12 protein-coding genes and 1 pseudogene are annotated in these 15,390 nt (G+C 74.0%); 6 read left to right on the top strand and 7 right to left on the bottom strand.

What is annotated here, in order from left to right; genetic code table 11:
- Positions 1–240 precede the first annotated feature (240 nt).
- Positions 241–1,275: a GlxA family transcriptional regulator gene (locus tag R2E43_RS16360; RefSeq protein WP_003974569.1), complete on the bottom strand. Its 1,035-nt coding sequence runs from the start codon at positions 1,273–1,275 to the stop codon at positions 241–243.
- Positions 1,276–1,359: 84 nt separating this feature from the next.
- Here R2E43_RS16360 and R2E43_RS16355 point away from each other — a divergent pair, with 84 nt between their 5' ends.
- Both R2E43_RS16355 and R2E43_RS16350 read left to right on the top strand, forming a co-directional pair.
- Positions 1,360–2,685 carry an MFS transporter gene (locus R2E43_RS16355; RefSeq protein WP_011029637.1) on the top strand — a complete coding sequence of 442 codons (1,326 nt, stop codon included), beginning with the start codon at positions 1,360–1,362 and terminating at the stop codon, positions 2,683–2,685.
- A gap of 21 nt (positions 2,686–2,706) precedes the next feature.
- Complete coding sequence (locus R2E43_RS16350; RefSeq protein WP_106518370.1) at positions 2,707–3,579, top strand: hypothetical protein; 873 nt, start codon at positions 2,707–2,709, stop codon at positions 3,577–3,579.
- Positions 3,580–3,761: 182 nt separating this feature from the next.
- Here R2E43_RS16350 and R2E43_RS16345 read toward each other — a convergent pair whose 3' ends face one another.
- Entirely contained in the window at positions 3,762–4,967 is a 1,206-nt protein-coding gene (locus tag R2E43_RS16345; RefSeq protein ID WP_003974566.1) for a flavin-containing monooxygenase, read from the bottom strand.
- A gap of 99 nt (positions 4,968–5,066) precedes the next feature.
- On the opposite strand from R2E43_RS16345, the gene R2E43_RS16340 reads away from it, so the two are divergent.
- Entirely contained in the window at positions 5,067–5,684 is a 618-nt protein-coding gene (locus tag R2E43_RS16340) for a GNAT family N-acetyltransferase (RefSeq protein ID WP_332056310.1), read from the top strand.
- 7 nt (positions 5,685–5,691) lie between these two features.
- Here the strand turns inward: R2E43_RS16340 and R2E43_RS16335 are convergent, their stop codons facing one another.
- The 3 genes from R2E43_RS16335 to R2E43_RS16325 form a co-directional block, all read right to left on the bottom strand.
- Positions 5,692–6,360, bottom strand: a complete 669-nt coding sequence (locus R2E43_RS16335; protein ID WP_003974564.1) for a pyridoxine/pyridoxamine 5'-phosphate oxidase — start codon at positions 6,358–6,360, stop codon at positions 5,692–5,694.
- A gap of 13 nt (positions 6,361–6,373) precedes the next feature.
- Positions 6,374–6,799, bottom strand: a complete 426-nt coding sequence (locus R2E43_RS16330; protein WP_106518885.1) for a pyridoxamine 5'-phosphate oxidase family protein — start codon at positions 6,797–6,799, stop codon at positions 6,374–6,376.
- A 314-nt stretch (positions 6,800–7,113) separates the two neighbouring features.
- Positions 7,114–7,749 carry a TetR family transcriptional regulator gene (locus R2E43_RS16325; protein ID WP_003974562.1) on the bottom strand — a complete coding sequence of 212 codons (636 nt, stop codon included), beginning with the start codon at positions 7,747–7,749 and terminating at the stop codon, positions 7,114–7,116.
- 134 nt (positions 7,750–7,883) lie between these two features.
- Here R2E43_RS16325 and R2E43_RS16320 point away from each other — a divergent pair, with 134 nt between their 5' ends.
- The 3 genes and pseudogenes from R2E43_RS16320 to R2E43_RS16310 all read left to right on the top strand — a co-directional run bounded on the left by R2E43_RS16320 (position 7,884) and on the right by R2E43_RS16310 (position 11,824).
- Positions 7,884–8,642 carry a VOC family protein gene (locus tag R2E43_RS16320; protein ID WP_093456691.1) on the top strand — a complete coding sequence of 253 codons (759 nt, stop codon included), beginning with the start codon at positions 7,884–7,886 and terminating at the stop codon, positions 8,640–8,642.
- A gap of 218 nt (positions 8,643–8,860) precedes the next feature.
- Positions 8,861–11,243 (top strand): annotated as a pseudogene (locus tag R2E43_RS16315) (serine/threonine-protein kinase).
- 56 nt (positions 11,244–11,299) lie between these two features.
- Entirely contained in the window at positions 11,300–11,824 is a 525-nt protein-coding gene (locus R2E43_RS16310) for a hypothetical protein (RefSeq protein ID WP_332056309.1), read from the top strand.
- A 91-nt stretch (positions 11,825–11,915) separates the two neighbouring features.
- Here the strand turns inward: R2E43_RS16310 and R2E43_RS16305 are convergent, their stop codons facing one another.
- Positions 11,916–12,107: a hypothetical protein gene (locus R2E43_RS16305; RefSeq protein WP_003974557.1), complete on the bottom strand. Its 192-nt coding sequence runs from the start codon at positions 12,105–12,107 to the stop codon at positions 11,916–11,918.
- A gap of 213 nt (positions 12,108–12,320) precedes the next feature.
- Positions 12,321–15,302 carry a transcriptional regulator AfsR gene (gene afsR / locus R2E43_RS16300; RefSeq protein WP_106517066.1) on the bottom strand — a complete coding sequence of 994 codons (2,982 nt, stop codon included), beginning with the start codon at positions 15,300–15,302 and terminating at the stop codon, positions 12,321–12,323.
- Positions 15,303–15,390 lie beyond the last annotated feature (88 nt).

Raw genomic sequence — 15,390 nt, 5'->3', positions numbered from 1 at the left:
ACTCCCCTGCCGGTTGACGGATCGTGACCGTTTGCTCACGCTTGTAGCGACGATTCGCCGCGAGGGGACGACGAGGGCCCGGTGACGGGGACCTCGACGAGCGTGGGTCGTGTCGGCGGCGGTTCCCTCGGGGGCGACGGGAGCCGGGCGGGAGCGCCGGAGTCGGGCGGCGGCGCGCGATGCCGTGCTCGGGGCGGACAACGCCGCGCCGCCGGCCGACGAGTCCGGGATGGATCCCGCTCATTCTCCACAGGCTGTGGACAACTCCGCGCGGAAGGTCCGCCGGTACCCGGTCGGCGTGACCCCGAGCACCGCCTGCAAGTGCTGCCGCATCGACTGCGCCGTACCGAAACCGGCGTCCTGGGCGACCTGGTCGACCGAGAGCGCGGTGGACTCCAGCAGGTGCCGGGCCCGTTCGACGCGCTGCCGGGTGAGCCACTGGCCCGGACTGACCCCGACCTCCTCGCGGAAGCGGCGGGTGAAGGTGCGTACCGACATCGACTCCTGGGCGGCCATGTCCCGCAGCTGGATCGGCTCGTGCAGGCGGCCGAGCGCCCAGACGCGGGCCGCCGTCGTGGACGACTGCTGCGGATCGGGCACCGGCCGCTCGATGTACTGGGCCTGCCCGCCGTCCCGGTGCGGCGGTACGACGGTGCGGCGGGCCACCTCGTTGGCGACGGCGGTGCCGTGGTCCCGGCGCACGATGTGCACGCACAGGTCGATCCCGGCCGCGACCCCGGCCGAGGTGAGCACGTCGCCGTCGTCGACGAACAGTACGTCGGCGTCCACCCGCACCTTCGGGAACACCCGCTGGAAGTGCTCGGCCGAGGCCCAGTGCGTGGTCGCCGGGCGGCCGTCCAGATACCCCGCCGCGGCCAGCACGAACCCGCCCGTGCAGATCGCGACGAGCCGGGTGCCGGGCCGTACGTGGGCCAGCGCGGCGCTCAACTCCCCGGTCAGCACGCCCTCCTCGTAGACCGGGCCCAACTCGTAGGAGGCGGGGACGACGACCGTGTCCGCGGTGGCCAGGGCCTCGGGGCCGTTCCCGACCAGGATCTCGAAGTCGGCGTCCGTGGCGACCGGGCCCGGCGGCCGGACCGAGCAGGTGACGACCTCGTACAGCGGGCGCCTGTGCTCGTCCCGGGCGAGGCCGAAGATGCGTGACGCGATGCCCAGCTCGAAGGGGAGCAGGCCGTCGAGCGCGAGGACGACGACACGGTGCGGACGGACGGGGGCGCCGTGGGCGCCGGGGGCGCTGAGGGTCTCAGGGGCCATGACCCGATCCTATGGCCCGATCCTAGCGAATGGTGTCCTTCGGGCCACTCGCCCGTGCCGGGCCCGCTGCGGAGACTCGATGACGTGACCCAGACAACCGACGCGGCCGCGGCCGCAGCCGCTTCCGAGGCACGGCCGGAGCCCACCCGACCGGGCCGCCCCACCCGGGCGCACCGCGCCTGGTGGGTCGCCGCCGTCACCTTCGTGACGATCATCGGGGCCGCCGCCTTCCGCTCCCTGCCCGGCATCCTCATCGACCCGCTCCACCAGGAGTTCGGCTGGTCGCGCGGCACGATCGGGGCCGCCGTCTCGGTCAACCTCGCGCTCTACGGGCTGACCGCGCCGTTCGCCGCCGCGCTGATGGACCGCTTCGGCATCCGGCGGGTGGTCGCCGTCGCCCTGATGGTGATCGCGCTCGGCTCGGGCCTGACCGTGTGGATGAACTCCGCCTGGCAGCTCATCCTGTGCTGGGGCCTGCTGGTCGGCCTCGGCTCCGGCTCGATGGCCCTGGCCTTCGCCGCCACCGTCACCAACCGCTGGTTCACCGAACGGCGCGGCCTGGTCACCGGCGTCCTCACCGCCGCCTCCGCCTCCGGGCAGCTGATCTTCCTGCCGCTGCTGTCCTGGATCGTCGAGACGTACGACTGGCGCCCGGCGGCCGTCACCGTCGCCCTCGCCGCCCTGGCCGTCGTCCCCTTCGTCTGGCTCCTCCTGCACGACCACCCGGCCGACGTCGGCCAGAAGCCGTACGGCGCGAAGGAGTTCGTGCCCAAGCCCGCCCCCGTGCCCGGCGCCGCCCGCCGCGCCCTGACGGTCCTGTTCGCCGCCGTGCGCACCGGCCCGTTCTGGCTCCTGGCCGGTACCTTCGCGATCTGCGGCGCCTCCACCAACGGCCTGATCCAGACCCACTTCGTGCCCGCCGCCCACGACCACGGCATGCCGATCACCGCCGCCGCCTCGCTGCTCGCCGTCATCGGCGTGTTCGACGTGGCCGGCACGATCGCCTCCGGCTGGTTCACCGACCGCTTCGAGCCGCGCCGCCTGCTCGCCGTGTACTACGCCCTGCGCGGTGTCTCCCTGCTCTTCCTCCCCATGCTGCTCGCGCCGAGCGTCCACCCGCCGATGATCTTCTTCATCGTCTTCTACGGCCTCGACTGGGTCGCCACCGTCCCGCCCACCCTCGCCCTGTGCCGCGAGCACTACGGCGAGGACAGCGCGATCGTCTTCGGCTGGGTGCTGGCCTCCCACCAGGTGGGCGCCGCCCTCGTCGCCTTCCTCGGCGGCGTGGCCCGCGACAGATTCGGCTCCTACGACGTGGTCTGGATCGCCTCCGGCGCCCTGTGCGCGGCGGCGGCGCTGATGGCGCTGGTGATCCGGCGGCGGCCGGTTCCGGTGGCCGCGCTGTCATGAGCAAGTCGTAAGCTCCCGGGCATGGGGTGGGGGACGGAGCCGGAGGCGGCCGAGGGCAGACCGCTGCCGTGGTCGAACGACGAGTGGAACGTGGCTGCGGCGCTGTGCGCCACGCAGCTGCCGCTGGTGTGGCTGGCGTGGTGGTTCTTCGTGGGGGCGGGGCAGGACGACCACGGCCGCGGCGGGGGCGCTTTCGGTGTCCTCTGCCTCCCGCTGGTCCTGCCGCTGCTCGGGGTCGTGCACTCCAGTGCCCAGATCATGCCCGCCGCGACTCTGGCCCGCCTTCTCCCGCGCCGGAGCGGACCCGAGTGGGCCCGGCACGTGGTGGCTTCCGTGCTGGTCGGCGCGGGTTGGGCCGTGTTGGGGCACCTGGTGTGGGGCTGGTCGCCGAGGGACACGGCCCCCTGGTTCGCGGGTGCCGGGATCCTGCCGGTGCTGTTCCTCGCCCCCTTGCGCCGGCGGGCGTGGGGCGGGTGGAGCGTCTGGTTGCGCTCGGCCGGTGCCTGCTTCGTCCTCTCCGTCGCCGGCGGGCTGGCCGTGGCGGCCCTGGCCGACGAGTACGAGCCGCCCGCCCTCTCCGACGGGCAGCTCGCCGGGGAGTGGCGCGGAGACCACGGGGCCGTACTGCGGCTGGCCCCGGGCGGTCGGGCCGGGCTGACCCGGGTCCCGTCCCGGCCCGACTTCGGAACGTACCGGGACTACACCAGGTGCAGCGGTACGGGCACTTGGTCCCGGAACCTGTCCGGCGACCGCGAGGGCGTCGTGGTGCGGCTGGACGGCGACTGCGGTGAGGAGACGTCCTGGACGATCGGCGGGAGCGAGCGGTCGCCCGAGCTGTTCGCGCTGTTCGGCGACCCGGACGCCGGTGACCTGCTGTTCCTCACCCGGAACTAGGGGGTGTCGTTTGGATCTTGCCGGGGTCGCGGGGGCTGGCACGCGCATCTGCGGCGTTGTCGTCGGTTGCCGGGGCTCCGCCCCGTCGCCCTCCTCCGCCTTGCGGCTGCACGCACCGGACCCCGCTCGGGTCGGCCACAAGGCACCGTCGGCCGCGGCCGGCCTGATCCGAACGACACCCCCTAGCCGGGAAGCCGCGACACCCCGCCCGCCCCCCTCTTCGCGACCGCCCCGGCGATCCGCTCCGCGTCGATCGCCAGCTCGCGGAGCATGCCGCTGATGGGGTTGGTGAACCCGGTGAAGTACAGGCCGGGTGCGGCGGCCGGGGTGCGGCCCCCCTGCACGACCGGTCGCCCGGTGCCGTCGAGGACGCCGAGGTGCCCGACCAGCCCTTCCAGGCCTCGCCGGTACCCCGTGGCCGCGATCACCGCGTCCGGGGCGATGCGGGTGCCGTCGGCCAGCAGCACCTTGCCGTCCTCGAAGCCGTCCATGGCGGCGACGACCTCCACCCGGCCGGAGCGCACCGCGTCGATCAGGCCCACGTCCTGCACCGGGATGGCACCCTCGGCCACCCGGCTGTAGAGGCCGGTGCCGGGGCGCGGCAGCCCCTGCGCCGACAGGTCGGGCACGCTGATCCGGGCGAGCGGCCGGGCCAGCCGGTCCACCAGCGCGACCGGCAGCCGCCTGCACAGGACGCCGGTGTACTGGGCGGCCCACCCGGCGGTCGAGCGCCGGACGATGTGCGGCGCCGTGCGCACCGCGAGCCGGACCCGGGCGGCCCCGCCCTCCACCAGGTCCACGGCGATCTCGGCGCCGGTGTTGCCCACCCCGACCACCAAAACGTCCCGGCCGGCGTACGGCGCCGGGGTCCGGTAGTCGGCGGCGTGCCGTAGCTCGCCGGTGTAGGTGTCCCGCCCCGGCCAGTCCGGCACGCGCGGGGTGTGGTTGTAGCCGGTGGCGACCACCACCGCGGCGCCGGTCAGCTCCCGGCCCCCGGCGGCGTGCAGCAGCCAGCCGGTCCCGTCCGGCGCGCGCTCGACGCGGAAGACCTCGACGCCGGTGACGATCTCCAGCTGGTGGTACTCGGCGTACTTCTCCAGGTACCGCACCACGTCGTCCCGGGCCACCCACCGTCCGAAGCGGCGCGGGATCGGCAGGCCGGGCAGCGCCGACAGGCGGCGGGTGGTGTGCAGCCGCAGCCGGTCGTAGTGGCGCCGCCAGGAGGAGCCGACGTGGTCGGCCCGCTCCAGGACCACGGCCCGCAGACCGCGGGCGCGCAGCGCGTGGGCGACGGCGAGACCGCCGGGACCGGCGCCTATGACGTACACGGGTCGGCCCGCGGGGTGGGCGGGCCGCTGCGGTTCAGCGGACGCTGTGGAGTCGGCCATGCGGCGAGCGTAATCGCGCCCTCGCTTGATGGGTCTCGGTCAAGACCGGAATCGGTTGCGGATCGGTCACGACCGGGACGGGTCGGCTTGAATGGGCGGATGGCCCACACACCGATGTACACCCTCGACCCCTCCCTCTCCCGCACCGAACCGCGCGGACACGGCCTGCGCCTGCCCGCCTGGGACGCCGGCTCGGACGACGACGCCCACACGTGGCTGCGGGGCTGCCTGGACCCCGAGTTCCAGCGCTGGAACACCACGCTCAAGCTGTGGACCGACCTCGCCGGGGCCCGCGAGTCGCTGCGCGGGCGGGCGCGGGACGCGGCGGACGGACGGTCGGCGTCGTTCCGGATCACGGACGAGGAGAGCGGTACGACGCTGGGGCACATCGGGCTCAACGAGATCAGCCGGCAGATGAAGGTGGCCCGGGTCGGCTACTGGGTGCTCCCCGAGGCCCGGGGCCGGGGCGTCGCCACCCGCGCCCTGCTCCTCGCCTCCCGCTGGGCCTACGCCGAACTCGGTCTGCACCGCCTCGAACTGGGCCACGCCGTCGGCCACGACGCCTCCTGCCGGGTCGCCGAACGCAGTGGCTACGTCGTCGAGGGGACCCTGCGCGAGGCGATGTTCGAGGCCGGCCGGCACGACGCGTTCCGGGACGTGCACCTGCACGCCCGGCTGGCGACCGACGAGGAACCGACGCCGCCCGGCGCGCGGTGAGCGCGGTTCACGGCCACAGCAGACGCCGGTCCCAGCCCTCCTCCGCCGTCCGCCGGTAGGCCAGCCGGACGTGGCGTCGGCGGGCCTCGCCCTGGAAGAACTCCACCTCGGCGGGGCGCAGCCGGTACAGGGTCCAGGACGCGACCGGGGCGTCCGGTTCCCGCTCGGCCCGCTCCCAGGCCGCCTGCGAGGCACGGGCCAGTTCCTCCGGAGAGTCCAGCTCGGCGCTCTGCCGCCCGGTGAGCGCGGCGGCCAGGGCGCCGGTCGACCGCGCGTGCAGGTCGGCCCGCGCCTGGTCGGCCGGGGCGACGGCGACCGGTCCGCGCAGCCGCACCTGGCGGCCCAGCACCGGCCAGTAGAAGACGAGCGCGGCGTACGGGCGGGCGGCGAGGTGGCGGCCCTTGCGGCTGTCGGCGTGGGTGGCGAAGGCCCAGCCGTCCGCGTCCGCGCCGTGCAGCATCACGATGCGCGCGTCCGGCAGGCCCTCGGCGTCCGCCGTCGCCAGCGACACCGTGTGCGGCTCGCGTTCACCGGCGGCGACCGCCTCGGCGAACCAGCGGGTGAACAGCTCCAGCGGGTCGCCGGGCGCGCCGGCCGGGTCGAGGGGCGGCAGTTCGGTGACCGCGGGGTCCCACACCCGCAGCGACCTCAGCAGTTCGTGCAGATCGGTTTCCATGCCCGTCCGGGTCTCACACGGAGCCGAGGTCGGAGGAGACCCAGCGTTCGGGGCGCATCCGGACGACGACCTGCTCACCGTGGTTGGCCGAGGCGAAGGCGACGTAGCCGTCGACCTTCTCCGCCGGGAGGTAGCGCGCGGAGATCTCCCGCAGGTGCTCCTCGGTCGCGGTGACGGTCTCGACGACCGGCCCCTCCACCGACACGTAGCGGATGGTGGGCTCCAGCCGGTCGACCATCAGCGAGAACCGGCCCGCCTTGCCGATCAGCCGGTTCTTGCGGCTGTCGAGGCCCGTCATGATCCACACCTCGCCGCCGGGCGCGTACTGGTACCAGATCGGCACGGTCAGCGGGGCGCGGCCCGCGCCCGCGTCGACCGCGAGCGCGGCGATGTGCGGCTCGGCCAGGAACGTCTCACGCTCTTCGCGGGTCAGGGCCACGGGATCTCCTCCGGCGGATGCGGATGCGGATGCGTGCGGGTACGGATGCCGGACACAACGTCGGCCGGGCGGGCGGCTGTTCCCCGTCCGGGGTCGTCACGGTGCTGAACTTCGAGGCGCTGGACGTCGTGCCGGTGCGGCCGCGGGGCCGGGGCACGGTCGCCGAGTTCGAGCGGTCGGCCGACGGGGGCGCAAGGCTGGAGGTGCGGAGATGCAGAGCTGCGGAGGTGCAGAGCTGGGGAGATGCAGGGCTGCGGAGGTGCGACGGGCGGCGAACGCGGCGCGGCGGAGATGACAGGCTGCCGCGCGACGGACTACTTGGCAGGCTTCTTTCCGGTGATGCCGAGATACGTCAACAGAGCGAGATGGGGCTTGAGTTCAGCCTGTTTCACGCCCCACGAGGAGAAGCCCTTCTGGTGCGAGGCGGCGGCCGCGAGCATGACGACCAGTGACCCGGCGATCGCCGCGGGGTTCACGTCCTTGTCGACCTTGCCCTTTGCCTGGAGATCGGCGACGGAATCCGTGAGGGGGGAATTCACCGAGTTGAGGATCTTCATGCGGATTTTGGCGAATCGCTTGTCGCCCTCCGCCGCGCCGAGATCCACCACGCGCAGAATGGCGTCGTTCTTCCGCCAGAACTCCAGGAATCCGTCGACGAGTTCCTGTGCCGTCTGCCAGCCGGCCTTGCCGACCCACGAGCGGCCCGCCGTCAGCCCGGCCAGCGAGGAACTCTCGGCGGCCATGCGCTCGGCGATCTCCAGTACGGCGCCCTCGACGTCCGGGAAGTACTGGTAGAAGGTCGCGGGCGACGTGCCCGCCTTGCGGGCGACATCGATGACTTTGACATCGCGATAGGGGGAGGAGCTGAGCATTTCGCTGAGGCAGTCGAGCAGTTTCTGCCTGGTCGCCTGCCCACGCCGACCGGCCACGCGGCCGTCGACGGTACGCACTTGTCCTGTCATGCCGTCAGCTTACCGACGGGTGATCCGAGCGCGATTCGGCCGACTGCAAATGGGGTGCGGGACGGGAAAGTGACTGGTGTGCCTGGTCTGCGCGGTGCGGGTGACGCGGTTACTTTGACGGCATGGCCGAAAACGGGGCATTCGAGAAGAGGCGGGAGGGCGTCCCCTGCTGGGTGGACGCCCAGCTCTCCGACGTGGAGGCGGGCAGGCGTTTCTACGGCGAGCTGTTCGGCTGGACCTTCCAGGAGGAAGAGGGGGAGGCCGAGGAGAGTCCCTACCGGGCGGCGGGGCAGTCCGTACGGGCGTGCCTGGACGGGGAGCCGGTCGCCGCGCTGGTCCGCAAGACGGACGGCCGGATGCCCACCGTGTGGTCCGTGTACTTCCACACCTTGGACGCCGCCGCCCTCACCGCGCGGATCAGGGCGGGCGGCGGTCAGGTCGTCACTCCGCCGCACCCGCTCGGCGACCTGGGCACCACCGCCCTCGCCGCCGACCCCGACGGTGCGGTCTTCGGGCTCTGGCAGCCGGACCGCCGTAGCGGCTTCGGGCGCCGGCGCGAGCCCGGCACGTTCGCCTGGGCCGAGCTGTACACCCGGGACACGGAGGCCGCCAACGCCTTCTACGGCGACCTGTTCCACGAGGCGCTCTTCGGCCCGGACGCGTCCCCCGACTTCGGCCGGGCCCGGGTCTCCGACGTCTTCCCCGCCGAGATGCCGCCGCACTTCCTGGTCCACTTCCTGGTCGAGGACATGGACGCCGGGCTCGCGGCGGTGGTCCGGCTCGGCGGGCGGGTGCGGGTGCCGCCCTTCGGGACGTCGTACGGGCGGGTGGCCGTGGTCTCGGACGACCAGGGGGCGTCGTTCGCGCTGCTGCGACGCTGACCCGGCGGCCACGGCGCCGACGACGGCCGGTAACGGTCGCGCGAGGGTTCTTTGCCCGGAATCAGGCAAGACACCCCGATTGTCGCCAGGTTCGCCACCAGCGCCTCGGACAGGAAGAATCGGGGTGCGTGGCGCCACGGAGGTGCGGTGGTGAGACGCTGCACTTCGGTCGCGCGCATAAGTGGGTGGCGCGGCCCGTACGGGGAGGTGGCAGGCAAGTGGTGGATCAGCTGACGCAGCACGATCCGCGGCGGATCGGGCCGTTCGAGGTGCTGGGGCGGCTCGGCGCCGGCGGCATGGGGCTGGTCTATCTCGCGCGCTCGGCGTCCGGGCGGCGCGTGGCGATCAAGACGGTGCGCACGGAACTGGCGGAGGACCAGCTGTTCCGCGTCCGCTTCACCCGCGAGGTGGAGGCGGCCCGCGCGGTCTCGGGCTTCTACACGGCGGCCGTGGTCGACGCCGACCCGCGCGCCGCCGTGCCGTGGCTCGCCACGGCCTACGTACCCGCACCCTCCCTCGAGGAGATAGTGAACGAGTGCGGGCCGATGCCGGCCCAGGCGGTGCGCTGGCTGGCCGCGGGCGTCGCGGAGGCGCTCCAGTCGATCCACGGCGCGGGCCTGGTCCACCGCGACCTGAAGCCCTCCAACGTCCTCGTCGTCGAGGACGGCCCCCGCGTGATCGACTTCGGCATCGCGTCCGGCGTCTCGAACACCCGTCTGACCATGACGAACGTCGCCGTCGGCACCCCCGCCTACATGTCCCCGGAACAGGCGAAGGACTCCCGCAGCGTCACCGGCGCCAGCGACGTGTTCTCGCTCGGCTCGATGCTGGTGTTCGCCGCCACCGGACACCCGCCCTTCCACGGCGCCAACCCGGTCGAGACGGTCTTCATGCTGCTGCGCGAGGGCCCCGACCTGGAGGGCCTGCCGGACGAGCTGCGCCCGCTCATCGAGTCCTGCATGCAGATGGAGGCCACCGGCCGCCCCAACCCGGCCGACCTCCAGGCGCAGCTCGCCCCGCACCTCTTCGGCTCCGGCTCCGACGACAGCGGTACGGCGTCGGCGTGGCTGCCCGAGCGGGCCGTGGGCCTGATCGAGGGGCGCCGCAACGGCCGCCCCGCCGTCAAGCCCGCCACCACGGCCGGCGGCCGCGGCCACGGCCACGGCCCGTCCGGCGCCCGCGCTCCCGTCCACGCGCCCCCGCTGCCGCCCCCGCCCGCGCACGACCCCGTCGTACCGGCGCCGCCCGCGCACGTTCCGGCGGTGCCCGCTCCGGTCGGCGCCCCCGACGGCGGGCCGGTCCGGCTGCCCGGCGCGGCGGTGCCCATCGGGCCCGGCCCGCGCGTCGCCGACATGCGCGCCCCCGCCGGAGTCCGCCCTCGCCGCGTCCTGGTCCCGCCCGCGCCCCGGCGTCAACGGCGCCGACCCCGCCGTACCGGCCCCCGCCCCCGCGCCTCCGGAGGCCTCGCCGGCCGGGTGGCGCCCCTGGCGGTTCCGTATGTCCAACGACGTCTGGGGCACGCCGCGGGTCGCGGAGGACCTGGTCTACGTCACCTCCTTCGAGGTGCACGCCCTGGACGTGGCCACCGGACGCCGCCGCTTCAAGACCCGGGACGTCGCCTGGTCGATGGCGGTCGCGGACGGCCGTATCCACGCCTCCGACGGACCCACCCTGTTCGCCCTGGACGCCAGGGAGGGCGCCGACCTCTGGCGCGTGCAGACCGACGCCTGGGTGTACTCGCTCCAGGCCGACCGCGGCACCGTCCTCACCGCCACCCGCGGCGGCGGTGTCCAGGCCTGGGAGGCGTCGGCCGGCCAGAAGCTGTGGGAGGTCACCGGCGCGCAGACCGACTTCGAGTCCCCCGAGGCGGGCGCCGCGCTGCACGACGGCACGGCCTACGTCTGGCAGGACGCCCGCCTGCGCGCCCTGGACGCCCGTACCGGCGACGAGAGATGGTCGTACCCGATCGGCGACGCGGCCTCCTGCGGCGGCGTCCCGGTCCGCCTCACCCAGGCGCCCGACGGCTACGTGTACGTCGCGGCCGGCACCCGGGTCCTCGCCCTGGAGGTCGCCTCCGGCCACGTCCGCTGGCACTTCGAGGCCCCGGCGGTCTTCCTCGCCCCGCCCACCTTCGTGCCGGGCCCGGCCGTCACCGGCGGCGGCGTCTACCTGGCCGACTACCTCGGCACCGTCTACGCCCTCGACGCCACCGACGGCCGCGACCGCTGGCGCATCGCGACCGAGGCCCGCTCCTCGACCGACCCGGTCCTGGTCGCCGCCGGACACGTCCACGTGGGCAGCGGCAAGGGCCTGTACACCCTGGACGCGGTCACCGGGACGCCCAAGTGGCGCTTCCAGGCGGGCGGCGACATCGTGGGCGCGCCCGCGGTCGCCGAGGGCCGCATCCACTTCGGCTCGTCCGACCACCTGCTCTACACGCTGAAGGCCGACGACGGCCGCCTGCGCTGGAAGCTCGCCACCGGCGGCGAGATCACCGGCTCCCCGGTCGTCCGCGACGGCATCGTGTACGCGTGCAGCAAGGACCGCTGCGTCTACGCCCTGGACGCGGAGAAGGGCACGGGGACCGCCCGTACGACGTGAGGCCCCGTGCCCGGCCGGTGACGTGTCCGTGACATCCGCGGACTAACGTGATCTTCATGACGACACGGGGGCGAGCACTCAGGTTCACGGCGATCTCGGCGCTGGTGGTCCTCAGCCTGACCGGCTTCTCGACCGGCCGCCACGGCCACGGGAGCGACGGGTCGGGCGGGGGTTGCAGCAGCTCCGGCCAGGACCACGACGGCTCGTCGTCCACCTCGGGCGGCGGCGACGCCCACGAGGACGACGACGACACCTACGGGAGTGGCGGCAGCGGCTACCACGACCACGACGACGACACCTACGGCGACGACACGGGCGGCGGCAGCGGCGAGACAGAGGGCGCGGTCCTGAACCTGATCACCTGCGTCATGGTGGACCAGCCGTGGTCCACCGTCGAGGTCAGCAACCCGAACGCCGTCGAGCAGACGGTCCCGGTGACGGTCCTCTTCAAGGACGCGGACGGCACGACGATCGACGAAGGCACCGAGGAGGTCACCGTCCCCGCGGACGGGGTGAGCGCGGTCCGCGTCCCCTTCGACGGCTCCGGCATCCCGGACCACTGCGAAGTGACGGAGCGGTGACGGAGCCGGTCTCCTGAACCCCTCCGCGCACACGTAGGCCGCGGCGGCTCCCCTCCGCGCCGCCGCGGCCGATCCCCGTGTGGAGGAAGGTCTACTTGCCGTCGCCGTCCAGGTCCAGGGCGGGCGGGGCCGGCATGTGGTTGTCCATCGTGGTGATCGCTTCGTTCGCGGGCCCGCTCGGCATGTGGTTGTCGAGCGTCGTGACGGGCTCTTCCGTCGCCGGCGGAGTGGGCATGTGGTTGTCCTGCGGTGTGGCGTCCGCGTCCTTCATCTTGTCGCTCATGGACTTCGCTCCTCATGGGTCGTGACGAGGTAGCAACGCCCGTCCGGTAGCTCCCCCGTAGGCTGCCGGACGGGCGCGCGGAGCCGCACACTAACTGGTGGGCTCGGTCGTCATCCGTCTGCCCCCCGATGCGACGGTCTGACGGAGATGACAGTGCCAGGGGGAGATAAACGAACGCTGAACGCTCCGGCTACCGCCGGTCGACGGCCGGGTTCACCGCGCCACACTGCGAGCCAGCAACGCCCTTACCTCGCCGACCTCCTGGGCGTCGTGCTGCTCGTAGAGGCTGAGCGCCTCGCGCCAGCACGCTCGCGCGCGGTCCGCCTGGCCCAGGGCCGACAGGGCGCGTCCCAGCAGAGCCAGGACGTTGCCCCGCATCCGGTCGCCCCCGATGCATCCCAGGGCGAGTGCCTGCTCGGCGTGCTGGGCCGCCGAGGAGGGGCGTCCGGCGGCCAGGTGCACCTCGGCGAGACGGAAGTTGGTGGCGCCCTCCCACAGGCGCTGCCGGTGGTCCCCGAAGAGGTCCAGCGCCTCGGCGAACTCGCCCAGTGCCTCTTCGTGCCGGCCTGCCCTGGTCAGTGCCACTCCCAGGGCGAAGTGGCCGTTGGCGAGGCGCATGGTGCGGCCCAGCTCCGCGTACACCGCGAGTCCTTGCCGGGCGATGTCGACGGCCTCCGCGACGTTGCCCATGCCGAGCTGGGCACGGGAGAGGTTCGACAACGCGGACGCCTCGCCCGCGCGGTTGTCCGTTGCCCGGAAACCCGCGATGGCCTGGTGGAAGAGGCCCTTGCCCTCGGCGTACCGGCGCTGGTGCAGGCAGACGAGTCCTCGGTTGTTGGCGACCCAGCTCACGGCGGCCGAGTCCTCGGCGGAGCCCGCCAGCCGCATGGCCAGCCGTGCCTCTTCCTCGGCATGCTCGATGCGACCGGACACCAGGAGCACATCGCTGAGAACGGTGCGAGCCCTTCCCTCGGCGCGGGTGTCCGCAGCGGAACCGGTGGCGTCGCACATCGCCCTGGCCGTCGCCTCGTACTGGTGTGAGTTCGCGCCGGACTCCGTCAGGTCCTTGGCCGCCCACAGCAGATCCACCGCCCGCCGCAGCCTGGCCGTCCCGGCGGACTGCCGCACGCACGCCAGCAGCGGCGCGGCCTCCGTGTACAGCCAGTCCAGCGCCGCCGAGCCCTCGGTGAACGTCAGCCCCGGGTACTCCGTCGGCTCCAGGCCGTCCACCAGCCGGTCCCCCGGCCGCTCGATCGCGTACACCCCCGCCGCCGTCGCCAGGTAGAAGTCCAGCAGCCGCGACAGCGCCGCCCCCCGCTCGCTCGGCGCGTTCCCGTCCCGTTCCGTCCGTTCCGCGCAGGCACGCGCGTAGAGGCGGACCAGGTCGTGGAAGCGGTAGCGGCCCGGGGCCGCCGATTCGAGCAGCGAGGTGTCGACCAGGGACTCCAGGAGGTCCTCCGTGTCCTGCGCCGGGAGGTCCAGCACGGCCGCCGCCGCCGCGAGGGAGATGTCCGGGCCGTCGGCCAGGCCCAGCAGGCGGAAGGCGCGGGCCTGGGCCGGTTCCAGCTGGCCGTAGCCCAGTTCGAAGGTGGCCTCGACCGCCTGGTCGCCGGCCTGCAGCTCGTCCAGCCGGCGCCGTTCGTCCGCCAGCTTCGCGGCCAGGACCGAGACCGTCCAGGTGCGGCGGGCGGCCAGCCGGGACGCGGCGATGCGGATCGCCAGCGGCAGGAAACCGCACGCGCCGACCACGTCGAGCGCCGCCTGCCGCTCCGAGGCCACCCGCTCCTCGCCCACGATCTTCGTGAAGAGGGCCAGCGCCTCCTCGGGCGCCATCACGTCCAGGTCGACCAGGTGCGCCCCGGCGAGGTCCACCATCCGCACCCGTGCCGTCACCAGCGCCGCGCACCCGTCCGTGCCGGGCAGCAGGGGCCGCACCTGGGCGGCGTCGCGGGCGTTGTCCAGCAGGACCAGGACACGGCGGCCGTCCAGGACGGAGCGGTAGAGGGCGGCGCGCTCCTCCAGGGAGTCCGGGATGGCCGAGTCGGCCGTGCCCAGGGCCCGCAGGAAGGAACCGAGCACCGTCTCCGGCTCCGCGGGCCGCGCGCCCGCGCCCTGGAGGTCGACGTACAGCTGCCCGTCCGGGAAGGCGGCCCGCGCCCGGTGGGCGACGTGCACCGCGAGGGTCGTCTTGCCGACGCCGCCGATGCCGGCCAGCGCCGAGACCGCCATCACGCGGCCCGACGCCGACTCCCCGGACGCGGCGGACAGTACGTCGCTCAGCTCCCGGACGAAGGCCGCGCGGCCGGTGAAGTCGGAGACGGTCGCGGGCAGTTGCGCCGGGCGCAGCGTGGCCGTCGCGGTCTCCGCGGTGGCCGCCGAGAGCTCGGCCAGGGCCGGGTCGGCCTGGAGGATGCGCTGCTGGAGTTCCTGGAGGCCGGGGCGCGGGTCGACGCCCAGCTCGTCGGCGAGCAGGCGGCGCGTGTCCGCGTAGACGGCGAGCGCCTCCGCCTGGCGGCCGCTGCGGTACAGGGCCAGCATCAGCAGCTCGCGCAGGCGTTCGCGCAGCGGGTGCGCCGCGGTCAGCGCCGTCAGTTCCGAGACCGCCTCGGCGTGACAGCCCTGGTCGAGGTCCATGTCGAGGCGGGTTTCGAGGAGTTGGAGCCGCCATTCGCCGAGACGGACCCGCTGCGTCTGCGCGTACGGCCCCGGCACGCCGGCCAGCACCTCGCCGTCCCACAGGTCCAGCGCCCGGCGCAGCAGGTCACGGGCGTGGCACAGGTCGCCGGCGCTCCTGGCCTTCTCGGCCGCCGCGGCCAGGTCCTGGGCCCGCGCCAGGTCCAGCGCCCCCTCGGCGAGGCCCCGCACGGCGTACCCGCCCGACTCGCTGACCAGCACCCCCGGGTCGAGGACCTTCCGCAGCCGGGACGCGTACGTCCGCACCGCCGCCAGCGCCTGCGACGGCGGTTCCTCGCCCCACAGGGCGTCGATCAGCTCGCCGGCCGTGGCCGTACGGCCCTCGCGCAGCAACAGGGCGGCCAGCAGCGCGCGCTGCTGCGGGGAGCCGGTGGCCAGCGTCTCCCCGTCCCGCCAGGCGCGCACCGGCCCGAGCACACCGAAGCGCAGCGCGCCCGATTCCTCCTCTTCCGCCGGGAATCCGGGACGCCGCTGCTCCGGAACCCGCGGTCCACCGTCCATGCCGTCCCCCTAGACATCCTGAGCAACCACGTCAGTTTGCCTTGTTCATGCCGACCACGTCAGCCGTGGGAGACGCCGATCACAGGTT

The sequence above is a fragment of the Streptomyces violaceoruber genome (assembly GCF_033406955.1).
Taxonomy (GTDB): Bacteria; Actinomycetota; Actinomycetes; order Streptomycetales; family Streptomycetaceae; genus Streptomyces; species Streptomyces violaceoruber.
Note: the sequence above shows the minus strand (reverse complement) of the source record. Positions and strands in the feature narration are given on the sequence as shown.

Excerpts from the sequence above, each read along its gene's own strand:
- R2E43_RS16360 (WP_003974569.1), bottom strand. The coding sequence starts at position 1,275 with ATGGCCCCTGAGACCCTCAGCGCCCCCGGCGCCCACGGCGCCCCCGTC.
- R2E43_RS16350 (WP_106518370.1), top strand. The coding sequence starts at position 2,707 with ATGGGGTGGGGGACGGAGCCGGAGGCGGCCGAGGGCAGACCGCTGCCG.
- R2E43_RS16345 (WP_003974566.1), bottom strand. The coding sequence starts at position 4,967 with ATGGCCGACTCCACAGCGTCCGCTGAACCGCAGCGGCCCGCCCACCCC.
- R2E43_RS16340 (WP_332056310.1), top strand. The coding sequence starts at position 5,067 with ATGGCCCACACACCGATGTACACCCTCGACCCCTCCCTCTCCCGCACC.
- R2E43_RS16335 (WP_003974564.1), bottom strand. The coding sequence starts at position 6,360 with ATGGAAACCGATCTGCACGAACTGCTGAGGTCGCTGCGGGTGTGGGAC.
- R2E43_RS16320 (WP_093456691.1), top strand. The coding sequence starts at position 7,884 with ATGGCCGAAAACGGGGCATTCGAGAAGAGGCGGGAGGGCGTCCCCTGC.
- R2E43_RS16310 (WP_332056309.1), top strand. The coding sequence starts at position 11,300 with ATGACGACACGGGGGCGAGCACTCAGGTTCACGGCGATCTCGGCGCTG.
- R2E43_RS16305 (WP_003974557.1), bottom strand. The coding sequence starts at position 12,107 with ATGAGCGACAAGATGAAGGACGCGGACGCCACACCGCAGGACAACCAC.
- afsR (WP_106517066.1), bottom strand. The coding sequence starts at position 15,302 with ATGGACGGTGGACCGCGGGTTCCGGAGCAGCGGCGTCCCGGATTCCCG.